We start from the raw sequence: 20,000 nt of genomic DNA, 5'->3' as shown, positions 1-20,000 counted from the left end.
GTAGTAACTGTAGTCATAAAGTACCTAAAACTCTGTCAGTTAGAACTTATTCTTCTGCTAAATAATGTAGTTTGGTAATAGACAGACATGAAAATGCAGCAATAAATATCTTAAATAAAACATTACATAAGGTAGGTCTCATCTTCTCTACCTGGGTCAGGTTGGACATTAGGAGAAGAACCGGGAAGCTCAAACTGTGGATTTGAGAAAGCCAAGATTATCGCCCTTGCAGTTAACCATCAGAGAACCTCACCCCAGTAATTCTGAATAATTTGGATGACCAATAAATTTATTTAGCCAAATTCCTAAGATCCACAAAATTCAAAACTTATTTTGACCTAAGTATCCCAAAACCAAGAACACAAAATTATGAAACCTTTCATTCGCCAAAAGCAAAGCCAGGTGCTGATCCGTCCTCTAGAGTACCGCGACCTAGAAGCTATCAAAAAGCTATGCTGGGAAACTCCAGAGGCCCAACATAACCACCGAGATGTTACTTTTAATCTCTCTCCCATTCACCTTAGCCAGAAATTTGCACAAATTAATCGTTGGTACTGGCCAATCAAGTTATTGAGTCTTTTCCCTAATCCTTGCAAATATTTGTTAACTTCCTATGTTGCAGAAGTAGATGGACAAGTCAAAGGGGCAATCCAAGTTTGTCCAAGTAATCGCACTCGCAGCAGTTGGCGGGTAGAAAGAATATTTGTTGAAGAAGCAGGAAATACTAGAGGAATAGGTTCTCAACTACTTAGACACTGCTTTGAAAAAATTTGGGAAGCACGGACATGGTTGTTGCAAGTTAATGTGAATGATAAAGATACAATGGCACTGTATCGCCAAAATGGTTTTCAGCCATTGGCTCAAATTACTTACTGGACAATTACTCCCCAACAATTACAAGATTTAGCCCAAACACAGCCAAATTTACCAAACTTACTCCCTGTTAGTAATGCTGATGCTCAGTTGCTTTATCAATTAGATACAGCATCTATGCCACCCCAGGTACGCCAAGTATTTGACCGCCATGTCCAAGATTTTCAAACTAGCTTTGTTAGTGGTTTGATTGAAGGAGTCAGGCAATGGCTCAATCATACTGAGTTGGTAAGTGGTTATGTATTTGAATCTCAACGCAAGGCAGCAATAGGTTACTTCCAAGTAAAATTGTGCCGTGATGGTACACAACCACATATCGCTGAGTTAACTGTACATCCAGCTTATACTTGGTTATACCCAGAGTTATTATCACAAATGGCAACATTGGCTCAAGATTTTCCTAATCAATCTTTGCAGCTTGCTTCTGCTGATTATCAACCTGAACGTGAAGCATATTTGGAACAAATCAAAGCTAAACAAATTGAACATACTTTGTTAATGTCTCGTTCTGTTTGGCACAAAGTTCGAGAGTCTAGGTCAGTCATTTCTGACCTCCAACTTTCAGAAGTTTTGCAAAGTCTACAACCAGCTAGAAAGCCTGTTCCAAGCCGTAGTTCTTGGTTAAAAATGATGGAAAAGAAACATGAAATTAATCTTAATTCCCAACAAAATAATAATGATAAGCATTATGGGGAAGGACAAAATGAACAAGTAAATTCTGTCTCGAAATTTATACCTCCTAATTCAAAAAATGGAGATGATGATGATGGAAAAATCTCAAAGTGATGAATTTTTATTCTTTAATTAAATTGAATTATTAATATATAAAGGAGCTTAATTGCTAATGGCTCAATGTCGGATTTCAGCACTAGGGTTGGATGTAGGTAGAAAACGTATGGGGGTAGCAGGATGTGATGGTACAGGTTTAATTGCTACTGGTATTACCACTATCAAGCGTACCTCCTTTCAGCAAGATATAGCTCAATTGGAAACTATTGTCCAGGAACGTCAAGTACAAGTTCTTGTGGTTGGTTTGCCCTATTCGATGAATGGTTCTATAGGTTTCCAAGCTAAGGAGGTACAAAAATATGCTCAAAGGTTATCACAAGCTCTCGAATTACCTATAGAATATGTTGATGAACGTTTGACTTCGGTTGAAGCTGAGGAAATGCTTAAGTCTGCGAATATTTCTCCTTCTCAAAATAAGGGTTTAATTGATAGAAAGGCTGCTGCTTTGATTTTGCAGCAATGGTTGGACGAACGGAGATAAGGAAGTCAGAAGTCAGAAGTTGTTTTTGTCACGCGGATGCCTGGGCAACTCTCAAAAAAAATTTCGCCTTCAAAGGCCGGGTTATTAGACCTAATTATTTTGATAAAAAATACTCAATTTACCAGTTAATAACTTAATATAGTTAGACTTGGTAGATACTGATTTTATGTTGATAAAATGCCCAGCCTAAGAAATTTTGCTACGGATCTTTAAAGTGGTCAGAAGTAAGGAGTAATTAGTAAATAAAAAAGACACTAAGATATTGGAAATAGAAAGTATATTGAGATAAAAATTTAGTATAATATCTACCCTTGTAGATTATCCAAGCATAGCATTCATTGTGACAATTGGTATAAGTCAATCGGGGTTAAAATTTATCTTGATGAAAAGCCTGGAGCTAACTATACTGAAGGTAGCATCAGGAAGTGGTTAAGGAATTTTACTCTTTGTTAAATACTTGTTTTTTAACACTTGATTACTTAGCAGTTTTCATGTTTATCCATCACAGCAAGCAACCCCTAAAACTTACACGGGAGAGAAAAAAAGCAAAAAGCTGATACCTGAATACTGATTTCTCTAATTTATTTAGACTCGAGGAAAGATTAAAAATATCATTGATAATTTAGATTTATATTGATGATTATTGACATAAAAATACTGAAATAAATTAAACTATTTTAGGTTTAATATAGTTACAATAATCAAGATAAATTCATTAAATTAATATATATAAATATTTTTTTTGCTAAGATTTTGATAATTTTTAAAGAATAATTATTTCTAGATAAATTTTGAGAAGTTAAATATGTGTAATTAGAGCTAAATATTATACCAAATACTGTTTGGCTAGACCACAAATAAGTCAACTACAATCTATATATATCAAGCTTTCCTTAACTAAAATATGTGGTCTATAGTAATCTAATTTGGTATTATAACCAAATATAAATTTACGAAAATCTTTGGGATGGCTATCCTATCTTATACTCCCTCAACTTTTCACTCCCTTAAATTTGCTTCAGAAGTAGTTGAAAATTTTCCCAACTACCTACTTAATATAGCGACGATAATATTAAGTAGGTACAGTATTTTTTTCTATTCCCTATTTCTTAAACCCAAAAACCTGTATATCTCACTAACACTAATTTTAGAATTAATATCTAGAATATAGATATGCAACTTAATTGTACATTCCTAAACCTGAAATTATCATTAACAATAACAATCTAATTTAACTATTGAATTAGTAAAATTTTATGGCACTAAGTGTGGATTAAAATTTAATTTTTATAAATAATAGTTAATTGTTAAAATACTCGAAAAAGGTGTATGATATGGAGAGTATAATTCGGAAAAGTCTTAAGTGTTGAAATACACACAAATTCACCCCCGGTATTTTTCAGACCCTTAATCAAACAAAAGGGTTTTCAAACTACCGATTTTTTTTTAGATGAACAAATAATCACCCATACCCAAAATGTTTTCATCCCCAGAATCACAAGAGAATGGACAATTTAAAGAAACCTATATCACCCTAACTGATGAGGCAGAGCGATCACTATATTGTACTATAGAGTATTCTCTAGAGTTAAACGATCAAGAGTATGTAATGTTACTACCATTAGACCTACCTGTAGAAATATTTACTTGGGGGCCAGGAGATTTAGAACAAGCAAGTATCCCTGTAGATAATGAATCAGAAATTGACCAAATTTTTGATACAGCCAAAGTTGTCCTCGAAGAACAAAATCTGATCCTGCAAAGAACGGCGATAACTTTAACTGTGACTGGGGAGTTACCAGAATGGGATGAAGAGGAACTAGATGAACTGGATGAAAATGATGAAGCAAGCGAATATTACGAAGAACTAGCAACTTTTTTGTACCAAGATCAGAAATACGCTATATATACACCATTAGATCCATTTTTGATTCCAGCCCGTAAAAGTTATGATGGAAAACTGGAGTTACTTTCAGAAGAAGAATTTAAGAAAATTCAGCCAATGGTTCAAGCAATGCTAGAAGATAAACTTTTCGATGATATGGAATAAGCTATTTGCAGCTTTTAGCAAATTCGGGTCACTCTAGTTATCAGTTAGCCTCCTAAGTACTAACTTAGTTAAAACTACTTCCTCTAACAGGGAGACTTGAAATACTTAATTTTCTTTTTTATTCCCTTGAAAGGAGAGGGTTGAGAACTTATTTTATAGTCATTTAGCCGAAGATTTAGACTTAACTAATACTCTAGAATAGTCGAAGTATAATTTTTACTACAAACTAACCTCAGAGTAATTGTGTTACCAAATATTAATCAATCAAATGAAAAAAAGTATTAAAATAATTTCTAATCGTGCCCTGTTTTATTTGGCTATCTTGCCTGTAAGCTGTGGTATTTTTGCTTGGCAGGGGTGGACTTGGTGGAGTTGGGTAAGTGGTCCATTAGTTGCAGCTACATCCTCTACCCAATCTCCAGAAGCAGATGCTGTTACTATAAAAATTCCTGTGGGAACTTATGGTCAACAAATAGGTGAAGATCTAGAAGCTGCTGGGATAATCCGCTCTGCAACAGCTTGGAATTTATGGGTTAAATGGTTAAGTCTACAAAATTCAGATCTGGAGTTTAAAGCAGGAACTTATAATTTATCACCCACCGAGCCACTTAGCGCGATCGCAGATAAAATCTTAGAGGGAGATGTAGTTAAACTCAGCTATGTCATTCGTGAAGGATGGTCAATTAAACAAATGGCTGAATACTTGGAAGCTGAAGGCTTCTTTCCTGCTGCTGATTTTATTGCTGCTACAAAAAATATTCCATACACTAAGTTTCCATGGTTACCAAGTAATATACCTCATTTAGAGGGTTATTTATTTCCCGATACTTATAAAATAGTAGCGGAGAATACTACTCCAGAGGGTATTATTAATCAAATGTTAGGACAGTTTGAGCGAATAGCTTTACCAGTGTATCAGAAAAATCCTAACAATACAGAAAAATTAAGTCTCCATGAGTGGGTAACTCTTGCAAGTATTGTAGAAAAGGAATCTGTAGTTGCAGAAGAACGTGGTGTAATTTCAGGTGTATTTAATAATCGTTTGGAAAAGGGTATGAGGTTAGCAGCAGATCCAACGGTAGAATATGGCCTTGGTATTCGTCAAACGAAAGAAAAACCTCTTACTTATCGTCAGGTTGAAACTCCTTCTCCTTATAATACTTATATGAATACTGGCTTACCACCAACTGCTATTGCTAGTCCAGGTTTAGCTAGTTTGGAAGCAACTCTTAATCCGGAAGATACAGAATATTTGTATTTTATGGCTCGCTATGATGGTACTCATATTTTTAGTCGTACTGGGGCAGAACATGAGGCTGCTATTGCAGAGGTAGAGAGAATGTTATCATCTCAGTAACTGGTATTCCTATTAGGAAGTCAAAAGTTAAAAGTATCTCTGATAAAATTTTCCTGCGGAAATGCTTGACTACATAATGCTATGCAAATTTGAGTATTTTGTCATTGGTGAGTTACTTTAGTAAAGTTGCAGTATGTCATTTTGTTAGATTTGTTGTTTTCTTGATGTTCGAGAAAGTCAAAATTAGCGACTTGCTACTTGTTAATAAATATTTTTTGTCTATTGACACTATGCTAATTTTTGACTTTTAATTTATCAGCTTAAAATTATTATTTTAAATATTAATATTATTATGTCTTGGGGTAAACTTTTACAGCCAGATTTAGTTTTAGGTGATTCAGTTTTAAGTCTAACATTGGAAATTATTAAAAAAAATCAAATTCAAGGTTTAGTGTTAGATGTGGATGAAACTCTTGTGTCAATTCGTGATAGCGACACTTCTCCTGAATTGAGTTTGTGGGTAGAAGAAATTAAAACTGTAGCAAGTTTATGGTTGGTTAGTAATAATATTAGCCAATATAGAATAAGTCGAATTGCTGAATCACTAAGTATACCTTATATTTCTGCTGCTGGTAAACCTTCTCGTCGTAAGTTAAAAAAAGCTGTTGATGCGATGAATTTACCAGTAGAAAAAGTTGCTATGGTAGGCGATCGCTTGTTTACTGATGTTTTAGCAGGAAATCGTTTAGGAATGTTTACTATTCTTGTTGAACCTATATCTAATGATGGTTTAGAATTTCCCAATTATAAAGTTCGTTCTTTTGAAGTGTGGGTTTCTCAAGTATTAGGAGCGTCTTTAAATATGACTAGTCATAGCTTAATTTCTGACCATAAAAAATGATTTTATCGCTGAGAATTAGCTGAGAATTAGTTGATGATTAGTGAATCATTAAGTATGGGGGTTTTGATACTAACTCAGCTTTTTAAATATAAGCATAAAAACATATCTTCTTCTCCTTACACCATTCAAAAAAAGTAATCCTTTAAAGTGAAAAATATTTGATGCTTTAGTATTTTTGCCTAAACATTCATTTATTGGCAATCAGCTCTCAGTTTTTTGATCAATTAAGTAAGGATTTGTTTAAGAACACTTATATGAACTGAATAGCTACTTATTTGTGCTAGAAATTATCTGAAATATACAAATAATAATTTCTGATTTCTAGACTTGAAAAGTGTAATTATAATACAATAAGTTCTGAAGTTTGCAGTTTCGAGCTAGGAGGCAAGCTCAAAGCTGTTTAGCCAGAATTCCGTAGGAAAAATTTAAGTATTTCCTAAATCCTCTAACACCTAGTACCTTAGTTTAATAATAATCATATATAGGAAACTTTTTGGGATTTTGTATTAGCTTTTTCCTTTTATTATCAAGCCAAAATAAAAGATATGTCCTTCATAAAATAGCTGGCATTGCTTTTTTCTTTGTCCAGGAAGAAGATAGGAATAATAAATATTTAGTTCTTGACTTCTGCTATTTCTATCACTCGACTATTCCAGTCTTTAACCAATAAATTAAGAGGTTTTTCTGACCTAATTTTGTACTTAAGACCTCGCATTTGTACACGGATCAATATTTGTTCTAAACAGTCTTTATCAAAACAAACATGACGTTGGCGGTTTTTTGCACCGAGACTAGCTCCACTGATAATGTGTAGTTGCGTATTTTTCATTAATTGATACCACAAACCATCTGAGGGTGCTGTTCCTTGGTTAGTAGTGCTGGGTCTGGTATAATCATTTGATAAGTAGAGTGGGTCTACACCAGTTGCTCCTAATGTTTGTTCATAATTATAGTAGTAATGTAAAGGTACTTCTGCTACTGGTAACTCCAGCATTCCTTCATATAATTGTTGGGCGATCGCCAAGTCAGAAACCATTATTGTATGAACTTTTGGGGCGCTGGTCAGAAACATCCACATAGCTACAGCATAAGCAGCTAATAACATGACCATTATCCCTTGGGTAGAAAATAGACTATCAAGAGGCAATTCTGGTAAAAAAGCACTTAGAGGTAACTGGGGAAGCAAAAAAGTCATAACATTTACTACTGATATCATTAAAATTAAGTCTAAATAATTACTCTTGAATCAATTTAATTTAATTTGAGTTTAGACTTATAGTTATACTATAATAGCAAACTTACTTTTGTTTAGACAGTGATGCTCAATCAAGTTTATATCAAGTAAAGTATAATTATAATTTTTCCCTAATTAGCTTTTGCCTGTTGCCTACCTTGATAAATAACAGAAGCAAATCTGATTTAGTAAGTAGGTAGACAAAATTCAACCTACAAAACAGTGTTATAAATAACATTGATTAAATTGAAATCCTTTACCTACAAAGTTTTGACTTGAGTATTTTGCTACACGACATCAAAGATGCAGTTTCTCTGTAAGACACTAGCTGTTTGCGGAGTATTCCGGCACAGAAATGCTTAAGACTATATCAAAATATTCTGTTCTGTACGTCCCTAAAGCATCTGCTATCTTACCTAGTTTTCAATATTAACTTTATTTATGGCCAGATACTTATGGGTTATCTTAGAGTATTTGTCTATGGTACTCTCAAACCAGGAGAGGTAAACTACCAATCCTATTGTGCTGAACATATTGTGGAGTATTTTCCAGCAGTTGCAAATGGTTTTTTGTATGAACTGTCAGTTGGTTATCCAGGGATGACTCATGGTAAAGGTAATGTGCATGGATTTGTATTATCATTCCAAAATCCAAAGGTTTTGCTAGAGTTGGATAAATTAGAGGATTATCATCCCGAACGCCTTCCACAAGAAAACGAGTATCAGAGACAAAAAATTCCTACTTTTGGACTTGATGGAAAATATTTATGGACTGTTTGGAGCTATTTAATGTTACCGGAAAAAGTTAAGTTACTTGGTGGTAAATTATTACCTAGTGGATGTTGGATAGGCAAGTAGCTCTACTAAAATGATGATTTGATAATTACCAATTACTATTAATTTTCTAGAGGTGTAACAGAGGGTTGGGGAATTTGAAATAATGGTTCATTGACAGTCAGCATAACATTATTGGGGCTAATTATTTCTATAACAGGTTCATTTAAAGCTATCTCCACAGGTTCAGTATTAGATTCATCCACTAATTGAATTACCGGAGAACGATTAGCAGAAATAATCCCCGATATAACTGCTACACATAGAGCAGCAATGGCACTACCACCCCAAATAAACGTCTGTTTTGATCTACGATCAATTTTTTCAAATACTTGTTCAACTGTTCTATCTACAGTTTCTACTGTTGGAGTTATTGGCATTCTTTGAAACTCAGAACGTAGTTGTAATAGTCTTTGATAAAGATGTTTAGCAACTGGATCTTTAGCCAGTAAAGCTTCTACCTCTCTACGTTGTGATGGTGTTACTTCACCATCAAGGTATGCACTTACTAATTCAAATCTTTCTTGTTTCATAGTTATTTTTTCACCCTGAAGCTCATTATCAAACTCATCTGAATTAAATTTTTCATTCATACTTAAACACTGCTAAAGAATTGAGATTTATTTTTGAATAAATTTATCTAGCAATTAATTTTTTTTCTTAAAATTAAGTTGATAATTTGGAAGTATATATTTAAATTTTATTGATTTTTTTAAGTATATTTTTGAGTGATTTATAACAGAAGGCAATAACTTAAATTTAGCCTATTGAAATCTTCAAATATCCAAATATTTCTGGAGCTGTAATTGTAATCTTTGTCTAGCTCTAGCAATTCTTGATTTAACAGTTCCTAGAGAAACCCCAGTAATTTCTGCAATTTCCTCATAAGATAAACCTTCAATCTCTCTCAAGACAATAGTTACTCTGAATACTTCAGGCAATTGGGCGATAGCATCCCTGAGACGGTCATAAAACTCTTGTGTAGTTAATTCTTCTTCTGGGCCAGGAGTATCTGTAGCAATTTCCCAATCAATAATACCATCATCTAAAGCCAAAGGGGCATCCAATGATAGAGGAGGGGTAATCCGTTTTCGTTTCCGTAACTCGTCGTAAAATAGATTAGTAGTTATACGACTTAGCCAGCTCTTGAACTTAGCTGGTTCTTGTAAGCGCTTAATATTACGGTATACACGAATCCAAACTTCTTGAGCCAAATCTGACCGATCTTGCCATTCGGGGGCCAAATGATACAAAATTTTATCTACATGGAGTTGGTATCGATGTAGAAGTTCGGCAAATATAGTTCGATCTGGGCGACTACCTTGTTGGCAGCGCAATACTAGATCGTAGTTAGAGAGTTTTTCTGGTGGCAATTCCACTTGTGAAAAGGTTGTTTCAACCTTAGACCAAGGTACAGATATATATTGACTCATCAGCGGAACTGGCTCAATAGTTTAGCTATTATCTAATTTCTAGAGACGATAAATGTTTCATAAAGTTCCCAATAGATATTTAGTGGACAGTAGTTGTTGGATGGGAAGTGAGGGAATTGGAATACTGACAACTCAAGTAACAGATTATTACTAGATCGAAACAGTTAATTTTTGGCATTGGGGCGGGTTTATCTAAATTTAATATTCAGGAAGATTAATTTAACTAGGAACCCGCCCCTAAGCTTTTAGGTGTGTCATTCCGGAAATATTGTGGTTTAAAGCCTCCCCTTTTAAGGGGACAATAAATAAAAAATTTCCTGTTCGTCAATCCTCTTCTTTTCAAGGAGAGGTAATTCTCGATTCTTAATTCTCAATTCTCAATTCTTGAAACTACTCTATTACTAATTCTCTATTTCACAGGCTCCAATACTTACCCAACTACTGGAACCATTAGCCCAATGTTCTTTTTTCCATATAGGGGCAGTATGTTTCAAAGTATCAATGGCATAACGACAGGCTTCAAAGGCTTCGGAACGATGTGGACAGCCAATGGCCACTAAAACACTAATTTCACCAATTTTTAAACGTCCTACTCGATGATGAATTACCACGGTATTAACATCTGGCCATTGACTGCGAATTTCTGTGGCAATTTGTTCAAATACTTTGATAGCCATAGGTTGATAGGCTTGATATTCTAGATCAACTACAGATTTACCGTCTGTTTGATTACGAACCATTCCGCTCATTAATACGACAGCACCATTGGCAGGATTATCTGCTAAAGCATAGATATCTTCAATAGACAAAGGAGCTATAGTAATAGAAAAATTATCCTGTTCTTGTTGTGGTTTGTTAGAGAAAAGCATAGATAATGAATAATTGATAATGAAAACTATTTATAATTGTTGCTCTGCTGATTAATTTTCAAAGCATTAACAGATAAAGAATTTAGTCTTCTTAAAGTCGAAAAAAAGTATCAGTTTTTCAGGCTATAACACTCAAAAAGTTAGCATTTTTGGCAAGAGTTGGGCAAAAAATTGCTCCCCTACTCCCCCGTTCCTTAAAAAGAGTTTTTTAGCAAACCCTCCCTAATTATCCATTATTCATTATTAATTATTAATTATCAGTTTTGCCTCCTCCTAAAAGATATAGTAAAGCCATTCTTACAGCAATACCACTTGTTACTTGTTGAGAAATTAAACTTAACTGTGAGTCATCCATTAAATCAGAACTAATTTCTACTCCTCGGTTAACAGGCCCAGGGTGTAATATTTTAACTGCTGGTTGACAAAGTTTAAGGCGATCGCGTGTAATCCCAAATAGTTGGTGATATTCTCGTAAACTGGGGAGTAAATGTTGGCTCATTCTTTCTTTTTGCAGACGTAAAGTCATCACAAAATCCGCCTTTTCTAATGCAGGTTCAATCTCCCAATGTAGAAATAATTTACCAGGTCTATTATTACCGAATTCGGCAAAATATTGAGGTAATAAAGTAGGGGTTCCTGCTAAATGTACTTCAGCTCCCGAAGCAGTCAAACTCCAAATATTAGATCGTGCTACTCTAGAGTGCAAAATATCTCCTACAATAGCAATTTTTTTTCCTTCTAAAAGTTCTATTCTAGGTTCAGTTGAATTTAATAATTTACAAATAGTAAATAGGTCAAGTAAAGCTTGAGAAGGATGCTCATGTTGACCATCTCCAGCATTAAGAACTCCAACTTGATAACCGTTTCGATCCATTGCAGAAGCGATCGCTGCTGGAACTCCTGCATCACGATGTCTAATGACCATCATATTTGTTCCCATTGCTAGATAAGTCATTGCTGTATCAAGAATAGTTTCTCCCTTGGTAAGAGAGGAAGTTCCTGGGGCAAAATTTAGGGTATCTGCAGATAAACGTTTAGCAGCTAATTCAAAACTATTACGGGTGCGTGTTGAGGGTTCAAAGAATAAATTTGCCACTACTTGACCTTGCAATGCAGGTACTTTTTTCATCCGACGACCCAGAACTTCTTGAAAACTGGTTCCTGTTTGTAGTATGATATTATACTCTTTGGGTGTAAATTCTGCTAGAGATAGAATATGGCGATGAGTCCAAGAGTTTGTAGACATTTTTGATTGAATTTTTGTGAAATGATTATCAGTTAATTAATCAGCTTTGATCAATCTTATAGGGTTTATGCACATTTCATAAAATTTTGCTACAACTTTTTTTAACAGAAAATTTTGCCAACAAAAATATGACTAACAAAAATAAAAATCAGTACCGATTTCCGAGTTTTATTTTATGAATAATTACCCATATCATTTAGGTGGCTGTTTACCGATTAATGCTCAGAGTTATGTGAAACGACAGGCTGATGAAGACATTTATGAAGGTATAAAAGCAGGTAATTTTTGTTATGTATTGAACTCCAGACAAATGGGTAAGTCAAGTTTGCGAGTAAGAACTATTCAAAAGCTGCGAGCTGAGGGTGTTTTTTCTGTGAATATTGATATGACAGAAATTGGTACTTTTGAAATTAGTCCGAGTGAATGGTATGCAGGAATAATTGATAGTATTGTTGGTAGTTTAAAATTAAATTATATCTTTAATATTGATGATTGGTGGGAAACTTACAATAAGTTGTCTCATGTCAAAAAGTTTAGTAAGTTTATTGAAGATTTTTTGTTAAATAAAGTTACTGAAAAAATAGTAATCTTTGTTGATGAAGTTGATAGTATATTGAGTTTGCCTTTTAGTGTTGATGATTTTTTTGCTGTTATTAGAGATTTTTATAATAGACGAGCAGAACAACCAAAATATGAACGGATAACTTTTGTAATGATGGGAGTAGCAACCCCTTCAGATTTAATTCTGGATAAACGACGTACTCCTTTTAATATTGGTAAAGCAATTGAATTAACTGGTTTTAAAATAAATGAAGTTCAACCTTTGACTATAGGTTTAACGGGAAAAGTTAATAATTATAAAGCAGTAATGTCTGCAGTTTTAGATTGGACGGCAGGTCAGCCATTTTTAACTCAAAAAGTTTGTCAGTTAATTCTGGAATTAGCTGTTGATAATTACAAAAATTGTTCTGAAGCTGATTTTGTAGAGAATATTGTTAGACAAAAAATTATTGAAAATTGGCAATTATATGACCAACCAGAACATTTGAAAACTATTAGCGATCGCCTCCTTGTAAATGAACAAACAGCTAATAGATTATTAGGTCTTTATCAACAAATTTTAAATAGGGGAGAAATAGACACTGATGGTAGTGCTGAACAAAGTCAATTACAGTTATCAGGGTTGGTAGTTAAACGTGGGAATAAATTAACAGTTTATAACCGAATATATCAAGAAGTATTTAACCTAGAATGGGTAGAAAAAGAGTTAGGAAAACTTCGTCCCTATTCTGAAGCAATAACAGCTTGGTTTGCTTCTGGTTGTGAAGATGAATCTCGATTATTAAGAGGTAAAGCATTACAAGATGCTCAAATTTGGGTAACAAATAAAAGTTTAAGTGACAAAGACTATAAATTTTTAGCTGCTAGTCAAAAAAATGAATTTAAAGAAGAAAAACAGCGTTCCCAGTTAGAAATAAATAAAGTCCTGCGTCAACGATTAAGAATAGCTATTTTTAGTAGTATTGCTATGACAACTCTTACTATTTTTACAGGTATATTTTTAATTAAATCGTTAATTAGTGAAAGAAAAATTCAGTTAAATTTGCTCAGTATTTCCTCAGAAGCATTATTTGAATCTGACCGAAGTTTAGATGCTTTAATAGCAGAAATAAAAGCTGGAAAAATACTTAAAAAATCTTTGGGCGTTGGTGCAGATACGAAAATGCGAGTCATAATGGCTTTGCATCAAGGAATTTATTTGTCAAAAGAACGTAACCGTCTTGATGGACATGAAAAAACTGTCATTAATGTAACCTTTAATTCTGCTGGCAATCTTATTGCTTCGGCTAGTGACGATAACACAGCCAAATTATGGAATACCCAGGGGAAATTATTGCAAACATTTGTCGGGCATGATGCTGAAGTTCGTAGTATTAGTTTCCATCCTCATAAAGCATTACTTGCTTCTGCTAGCCACGATCGCACAATTAAACTGTGGAGTCTTGACGGTAAACTCCTGCAAACATTTGTCGGACATCAAGATAAAGTTAGAGATGTAAGTTGGAGCAAAGATGGCAAGATATTGGCATCTGCAAGTGCAGATAGTAGGGTAATTCTGTGGAGTGAAAATGGTCAACTACTCCGAACTTTGCGCGGACATCGTGGCTGGGTTGAAAGTGTTAGTTTTAGTCCCGATGGTCAGATATTAGCTTCTGGAGGAACTGACAAAACTATCAAACTTTGGCATCCAGAAACTGGTGAGTTACTTCAGACACTGAATAATGATGGTTCAGTGAAAAGTCTTAATTTCAGTTCCGATGGGCAGCTCTTAGCATCCACAAGTGGTAAAGCGATCGCTCTGTGGAGTCGTCAAGGGAAAAAGTTTGAACTATTGAAAAAAATAGCAGAAGAAAATAATGATGGTCTAATTCAGAGTATCAGTTTTAGCCCAGATAGTCAAACTATTGCCTCTGCTAGTTATGACAACACTGTTAAACTTTGGAGTCTCGATGGTGAGTTATTAAAGGTATTTGGCGGTCACAATTCTCCAGTTTATGGTGTCAGTTTTAGCCCTACCGAAAATATTCTCGCCTCTACTGGTGCTGATGAAACTGTGATTTTATGGAACCTCCAAAATAGATTGAAGACATTAGTAGGGCATAATTCTTTGATTTACAAAATTGAGTTTAGCAAAGACGGGAAAAAGCTTTATTCTGCCAGTCAGGATGGAACTATCAAAATTTGGCAAACTAAAAATGGTAAGTTATCAGCAACTATAAAGGGAAAGCTACCGAAATCATCTGTATGGAGTTCAGATGGCAAAATGAAAGCTGTTGCTGACTACAACAAAGTAAAAATTCTTAGCGATGAGGGGAAATTACTTTTGACTCTAGAGCGTCACAGTGCTGGAATTAGGGATATTAGGTTTAGCCCCGATAATAGGAAAATAGCTACTGCTAGTTATGATGGAACTGTAAAAATTTGGCTGACAAATGGAAAACTGCTACATACTCTAATACATACAGGGCAGGTAAATAGTATTGATTTCAGTCCAGATAGTCAGATATTGGTTTCCGGTAGTACAGATGGAATATTGAGAGTGTGGCATTTTAATGGTACTTTGCTTAAAAGTTTGGATACTCATCAAGCGAATGTTTTAAGTGTAAGGTTTAGTCCCGATGGTCAGATATTAGCCTCTGCTGCATCTGATGGCAAGATTATTTTATGGAATTTGAATCTAGATAATTTATTGGAACAAGCTTGTCAACAGGTGTATGATTATTTGCAAACTAACCCTAATGTTAGTCAGAGCGATCGGCTTATCTGTGAAATATAACTTGACTATGACTTAATTCGTCATTGCGACCGATAGGGAAGCAATCTCAAATCGTAGTTTTTCCTATTTATGAAGATTCGGTAAAGTTTTCCATGATTTTTACCTATTTTATGAAGATTCAGTGAAGTTTTGAATAAACACTTGCTATTTTCAGAATGTCTGTGTCAGTATATTTACAGTGAGGTTAATCACAAATATTTTATTCACAACAAAGTTAAAAAAAATCCATCCATGGAGCAGAATAATTATGAAGACTAAGACTCAAGTATCAAAAAAAAATTTTTTTAACTTTTTACTGTCGTAGACAGTAAAAAGTTTAGCTAGCGCTGTAGCAACAAAGACTCTCCTAGCTACTTCTGCAGCAAGCGCAGTTTCTCTACTCAGTCTCGGTACAGCTCATGCCGCTGCATTGCTGAGTCCTGGCGACCAGATTATCGGAGGGCAATTGAGCGGTGGTCAGTTCAATGTAGGAACAGGAGGATTTTCCCCAGAATTCAATAACTGGCCGTTTAATGAGCCACCTGAAGATCTGATCAATGGCGTGATCGGTGGCGGTGCTGAGAAGTATCTTAACTTCGGTGAATTAAACACTGGTGTGATTGTTACGCCGACAGGGGCGACTGGCGGATTGGGTAGTATTGTCACCAGCATGGAGCTTTGGGTTGCCAACGATTCTGAAGAACGCGATCCTGCATCCTATGAACTTTATGGGACGAACAATAGTGTTGGTGGGGCTTCATCCTATTCTATTAGTGACTTTAGGCTAATATCTTCGGGATCGCTGGCATTGTCCTCTGAGCGGGACATAGTCCCCGATAGCAATGGGTTCAGCCAGATCGTAAATTTTGCAAATAATGTTGCTTACACGTCTTATATGGTGGTCTTCCCGACGGTAAAAGATAGTGATTTGGCCAACTCAATGCAACTCTCGGAGTTGCAGTTCTACGGCACAGTAGTTTCCGAAACCCCAGCAGCAACACCAGAACCTGCTTCAATTTTAGGTTTGTTAGCTTTTGGTACTGCTGGTGCTGCTTCCAAGTTAAAGCGCAACTAGAGTTATCAAAGTTATAAATATTCGGTGAGAGCGGTTGCTTCGTAGTTTCAGGAGCGATCGCTTTTTATGTACAGTGGATTCCACCTCGGTGATATACACCCATCGCGGGCAAGATGTCCGCAATTTAACTGGCGATCGCCAGAAAATAGGAGGAAGTTATGCTAATATCTCCTGTCTCCTGACTCCTCCCTAATGTTGACTCCTATCTCCTATCTCCTGTCTCCTGTCTCCTGACTCCTCCCTTAACTGAAATTACCCTAAATAACCTCTAGGTGTAATTATCCAATTATTATAAGTTCCTGTAGATTGATTACCTATTAAAATTACAGTCAACATATCAACTGAAACTTCTAATAATTTATCCAGACTTGTTAAAGTAATTTCTTCATTTTCTCGATAAGCAGAACGGACAATTGCTACTGGAGTTTCTGGTTGACGATACTCTAAAAAAATATTCACTGCCTTGACTAATTGTTCCGTTCTATTTTGAGATTTAGGATTATAAATTGCTACAACAAAATCTGCCATTGCAGCAGCAATTAAACGTTTGTCTATTACTTCCCAAGGTGTTAATAAATCGCTCAAACTAATAGCACAAAAATCGTGCATTAATGGCGCACCAACTCTTGATGCAGCAGACTGTAAAGCACTAACTCCTGGAAATATTTCTACTGCAGGATTTTTGCCATCCCAACCTTTTGCTTGAAGTTGTTCTAAAACTAATCCTGCCATGCCATAAATTCCACAATCTCCAGAAGAGACTACTGCCACAGTTAAACCAAAGTAGGCTAATTCAATTGCTTTTTCTCCCCGTTTTCTTTCTTGAGTAATTGGCATTTTTTCTACTATTTGTCCGGGATTGAACAAAGGTTGAATCAAGTCAATATAAAGTGAATAACCAATTACAACATCTGCATAACTAACAGCAGTTTGAGCTGCGGATGTCATCTGGTCTAGTTGACCAGGACCAGTGCCAATTAATAATAATTTTCCGGTTCTACCTGTATATTCTTTTTCAGCTAAAGCAACAGCAATCGTCATTGCTCCTGGTTCACCTTCTAGGCGAAATATTTGTTTACTAACTAATAAATTCGTCGAAGATTTTAAGATATTTTTTTCCTGTTTAAGTTGGGATGATGAATCATCATTGCATCCGGAAATATCTGTGTCTTGCTGTTGTTTTGCTCCTAAAACAGCTGCGGCTTCAGCAACACTAGAAGTTCCCACTTCTGCTGCAACAATATTAGAAGGATTAGGAACTTCAACACAGTTTAATAACTCTGCTGAAAATGTTCGTAAAGGTAAATTTCGTTCGTGACAAAATTCTACTAATCCTATTTCATCAGCTTTAATATTAATAGTGGCAATACCAGCGATCGCTCCTGCAGCTAAATGATGAGCGCGAAATATTTCCTCTATACCAGTAGCAATTAATTTTTTAGAAGTTCCTCTTTCGCAACCAACTCCTACCCATAAAACTCGCGGGTGCCATTGCACTTTTGGTAAATCTGAATCTGGCGAAAACTGGCGTTGAGTAAAACTAATCCAAATTCTTGCCTTGGGAGTAGGGGATGCTTCGCCTATTTCTGGAGAGCCAAAGTAAAATGGATGTTGCTCCGGTAGATGCTTTTGCCACAAAGTCGAACCTACTTCCTGAAGCACTTGTACAGTTTCTCCTCTGGCAACCACTGCACTAACTTTATTCCAGTCACCTTCCCCAAGTTGCCAACCAAAAGGTTTACCCAAAATATCTATACCAGGTAATCCTGAATTATGGGATGCTCCTGTAATGACTGGGGTAGCGTTGAGGAGAGGAGCGAGAATATTGGTTAGTTTATCAGCACCTCCCTGATGTCCGCTACATAAACTAATGACAAATTTACCTGCTTCATCGACAACAACGACTGCCGGATCGCGATATTTATCCTGCAAAAGTGGAGAAATTAAACGGACGACTGCACCACTAGCAAGACAAAAAACTATTGCGCAATAGTTTTGCCAAATATTTGTCAGATGATTTTTCAGAGAGTCAGTGTAAACCTGGGTGTTGCGAGGGAGGTTTACAGTTTTTTGACAAGACTCTGGTATCCACAGAGTTGCTCCCAATGTTTGACAAATAGGTTCTAATAATTTTGCTGCGGTAGGAGTTGTGGCGATCGCTGCTATTGGTTGAAATTCTTGGGCAATTAAATTCATGTTTTAGGTGTTTAGGTATTGGGAATTGTATTTATGATTCAATAATTCAACTTATACCTAGAGGAGAAATTGGTCAAGTCCCATAAATTCAACGCAGTTAACCCACCTCCTATAAAAGAAGGTAGGGATTTTGAGAAAACATATTCAAAAGAGCAAAAATTCTAGATTAAGAGTTTTAGCTTTTTTTCAACAGACGTGTTGTCATTTTAGTGTTGGTTGCAACACAAACTGTCTAAAAACATAATGAACTAAAACTGCCACTACAAATACACTATACTCTGTTAGTTTCTCTTGCCTTTACGGTTGAGAACGCCAAATGTTCCAAGGGCGAAGAGGCTAAGAATTGAGGTAGGTTCAGGAGTTACTGCTGTACTACCTGTGCTGACTGTAGCATCAAAGTTAGCAATAGTGTGGGAAGCGCTGGAAGTGTTAATAGAAAATGTGAAAGTGTCAGTATCTAATGCACTGAGAGACCACTCCTGATTCAATGGTCGTCCTTCAGGATTAGGAAACTCAGGGGAGTATGTCCAGCTAAGATTAGAGGTCACTGGAGTAAGTAGATCAAGTTCATTTTCAGGATCTAATACGGAAATACTACTACTAGGACTAACAAGCAGATTTACTCGATCCTCTAAGTCATTAAAAGGTGAACTTACATTAGTGGGACTTACCAGCAAATCAATAGCTTCGCTGAATGTAACAGTTACACTACTACCAGCACCACCTTGAAAATTACCATCTATAGTTCCGGATGCTGTTCCTCCAGTAATAGATACATCGTATGTCACCCCTGTAGAACCTAAGTTTAATCCGGTGGCAGAACTACTCAAATCTCAACTGATTGCTTGTGCAGCAGAGGCAAAAGATAGAGTAGTGGCGATCGCTGTAGTAGCAGCAGCAGCAGTTGTTAGTAGTTTAGTTGGCAACATATTTTGTTAATCTCCTGTTATTTGTAATATTATTCAACTTTTACCTTAGTTACACCTTATTTTGTGTAAAAGGGTTTGTCAATGGGGTATCAATAAACTTTACCAAATCTTTAAAAATATGTATTTATACTGTATTTATTCTAAGTATAATCATGCATATTTTATTCATTTGGCATTAGTTAATTTCAGTTTAATGTTAAGTAATGTTAAAATTTTTAATCTACAATTGCACTATTACAAAAAAAACTATTGCGCAATTATTTTACCAAATATTTACCAGATGATTTTTCAGAGAGTCGCTATAAACCTGGGTGTTGAGAGCTATCCCTTATAAGGAACTCCTGAAACCCTTTGGAATGGAGCTGGGGAAATGGGGAAGTGGGGGAAAAACCTCTAATTAAATACTTTGACTCTCCCAAAATATTGATTGAATGGTAAAGAAATAACTTGTCTATGCCTGTCAAATTTTATGTTAAGA

Annotated in this window: 17 protein-coding genes; 10 read left to right on the top strand and 7 right to left on the bottom strand. The window is 35.5% G+C overall.

Features of this window, described 5'->3' with window-relative positions:
- The first annotated feature begins 369 nt into the window (after window positions 1–369).
- From ACP6PL_RS11775 to ACP6PL_RS11755, 5 genes are all read left to right on the top strand, one after another.
- The gene (locus tag ACP6PL_RS11775; protein ID WP_426545449.1) at window positions 370–1,659 is read left to right on the top strand and encodes a GNAT family N-acetyltransferase; all 1,290 of its coding nucleotides are present in this window, start codon (window positions 370–372) and stop codon (window positions 1,657–1,659) included.
- Between the two features lie 58 nt (window positions 1,660–1,717).
- Window positions 1,718–2,143, top strand: coding sequence for a Holliday junction resolvase RuvX (gene ruvX / locus ACP6PL_RS11770; RefSeq protein ID WP_426545448.1), 426 nt, complete (start codon window positions 1,718–1,720; stop codon window positions 2,141–2,143).
- Between the two features lie 1,477 nt (window positions 2,144–3,620).
- On the top strand, window positions 3,621–4,193 hold the full coding sequence (locus ACP6PL_RS11765; protein ID WP_426545447.1) for a DUF3727 domain-containing protein: 573 nt from the start codon (window positions 3,621–3,623) through the stop codon (window positions 4,191–4,193).
- 268 nt (window positions 4,194–4,461) lie between these two features.
- On the top strand, window positions 4,462–5,550 hold the full coding sequence (gene mltG, locus ACP6PL_RS11760; RefSeq protein WP_426545446.1) for an endolytic transglycosylase MltG: 1,089 nt from the start codon (window positions 4,462–4,464) through the stop codon (window positions 5,548–5,550).
- 292 nt (window positions 5,551–5,842) lie between these two features.
- On the top strand, window positions 5,843–6,391 hold the full coding sequence (locus ACP6PL_RS11755) for a YqeG family HAD IIIA-type phosphatase (protein WP_426545445.1): 549 nt from the start codon (window positions 5,843–5,845) through the stop codon (window positions 6,389–6,391).
- Between the two features lie 613 nt (window positions 6,392–7,004).
- Here ACP6PL_RS11755 and ACP6PL_RS11750 read toward each other — a convergent pair.
- Complete coding sequence (locus tag ACP6PL_RS11750; RefSeq protein ID WP_426545444.1) at window positions 7,005–7,586, bottom strand: glyoxalase-like domain protein; 582 nt, start codon at window positions 7,584–7,586, stop codon at window positions 7,005–7,007.
- Window positions 7,587–8,080: 494 nt separating this feature from the next.
- Between ACP6PL_RS11750 and ACP6PL_RS11745 the strand changes: the two genes are divergently transcribed.
- Window positions 8,081–8,482 (top strand): gamma-glutamylcyclotransferase family protein, encoded by a 402-nt coding sequence (locus ACP6PL_RS11745; protein WP_426545443.1) that lies wholly within the window; start codon window positions 8,081–8,083, stop codon window positions 8,480–8,482.
- A gap of 38 nt (window positions 8,483–8,520) precedes the next feature.
- Here ACP6PL_RS11745 and ACP6PL_RS11740 read toward each other — a convergent pair whose 3' ends face one another.
- From ACP6PL_RS11740 to ACP6PL_RS11725, 4 genes are all read right to left on the bottom strand, one after another.
- Window positions 8,521–9,051, bottom strand: a complete 531-nt coding sequence (locus ACP6PL_RS11740; RefSeq protein ID WP_426545442.1) for an anti-sigma factor family protein — start codon at window positions 9,049–9,051, stop codon at window positions 8,521–8,523.
- A gap of 183 nt (window positions 9,052–9,234) precedes the next feature.
- Window positions 9,235–9,891, bottom strand: coding sequence for a sigma-70 family RNA polymerase sigma factor (locus ACP6PL_RS11735; protein ID WP_426545441.1), 657 nt, complete (start codon window positions 9,889–9,891; stop codon window positions 9,235–9,237).
- 401 nt (window positions 9,892–10,292) lie between these two features.
- A complete protein-coding gene (locus tag ACP6PL_RS11730) occupies window positions 10,293–10,760 on the bottom strand; it encodes a molybdenum cofactor biosynthesis protein MoaE (RefSeq protein WP_426545440.1) in 468 nt (155 codons plus the stop codon).
- Between the two features lie 250 nt (window positions 10,761–11,010).
- The gene (locus ACP6PL_RS11725; RefSeq protein ID WP_426545439.1) at window positions 11,011–12,006 is read right to left on the bottom strand and encodes an aspartate carbamoyltransferase catalytic subunit; all 996 of its coding nucleotides are present in this window, start codon (window positions 12,004–12,006) and stop codon (window positions 11,011–11,013) included.
- A 175-nt stretch (window positions 12,007–12,181) separates the two neighbouring features.
- Here ACP6PL_RS11725 and ACP6PL_RS11720 point away from each other — a divergent pair, with 175 nt between their 5' ends.
- From ACP6PL_RS11720 to ACP6PL_RS11710, 3 genes are all read left to right on the top strand, one after another.
- Window positions 12,182–15,343 carry a WD40 domain-containing protein gene (locus ACP6PL_RS11720; protein WP_426545438.1) on the top strand — a complete coding sequence of 1,054 codons (3,162 nt, stop codon included), beginning with the start codon at window positions 12,182–12,184 and terminating at the stop codon, window positions 15,341–15,343.
- A 445-nt stretch (window positions 15,344–15,788) separates the two neighbouring features.
- Window positions 15,789–16,397: a hypothetical protein gene (locus ACP6PL_RS11715; RefSeq protein WP_426545437.1), complete on the top strand. Its 609-nt coding sequence runs from the start codon at window positions 15,789–15,791 to the stop codon at window positions 16,395–16,397.
- Between the two features lie 34 nt (window positions 16,398–16,431).
- Window positions 16,432–16,590 (top strand): hypothetical protein, encoded by a 159-nt coding sequence (locus ACP6PL_RS11710; protein WP_426545436.1) that lies wholly within the window; start codon window positions 16,432–16,434, stop codon window positions 16,588–16,590.
- Between the two features lie 59 nt (window positions 16,591–16,649).
- Here ACP6PL_RS11710 and cobJ read toward each other — a convergent pair whose 3' ends face one another.
- Together cobJ and ACP6PL_RS11700 are read right to left on the bottom strand one after the other, a co-directional pair.
- The gene (cobJ, locus tag ACP6PL_RS11705) at window positions 16,650–18,593 is read right to left on the bottom strand and encodes a precorrin-3B C(17)-methyltransferase (protein WP_426545435.1); all 1,944 of its coding nucleotides are present in this window, start codon (window positions 18,591–18,593) and stop codon (window positions 16,650–16,652) included.
- A gap of 281 nt (window positions 18,594–18,874) precedes the next feature.
- Entirely contained in the window at window positions 18,875–19,381 is a 507-nt protein-coding gene (locus ACP6PL_RS11700; protein WP_426545434.1) for a PEP-CTERM sorting domain-containing protein, read from the bottom strand.
- Window positions 19,382–19,406: 25 nt separating this feature from the next.
- Here ACP6PL_RS11700 and ACP6PL_RS11695 point away from each other — a divergent pair, with 25 nt between their 5' ends.
- Window positions 19,407–19,532, top strand: coding sequence for a hypothetical protein (locus tag ACP6PL_RS11695; protein WP_426545433.1), 126 nt, complete (start codon window positions 19,407–19,409; stop codon window positions 19,530–19,532).
- The last annotated feature ends 468 nt before the right edge of the window (window positions 19,533–20,000 follow it).

The organism is Dapis purpurea BLCC-M126, assembly GCF_050015975.1.
Lineage (GTDB): Bacteria > Cyanobacteriota > Cyanobacteriia > Cyanobacteriales > Microcoleaceae > Trichodesmium.
Note: the sequence above shows the minus strand (reverse complement) of the source record. Positions and strands in the feature narration are given on the sequence as shown.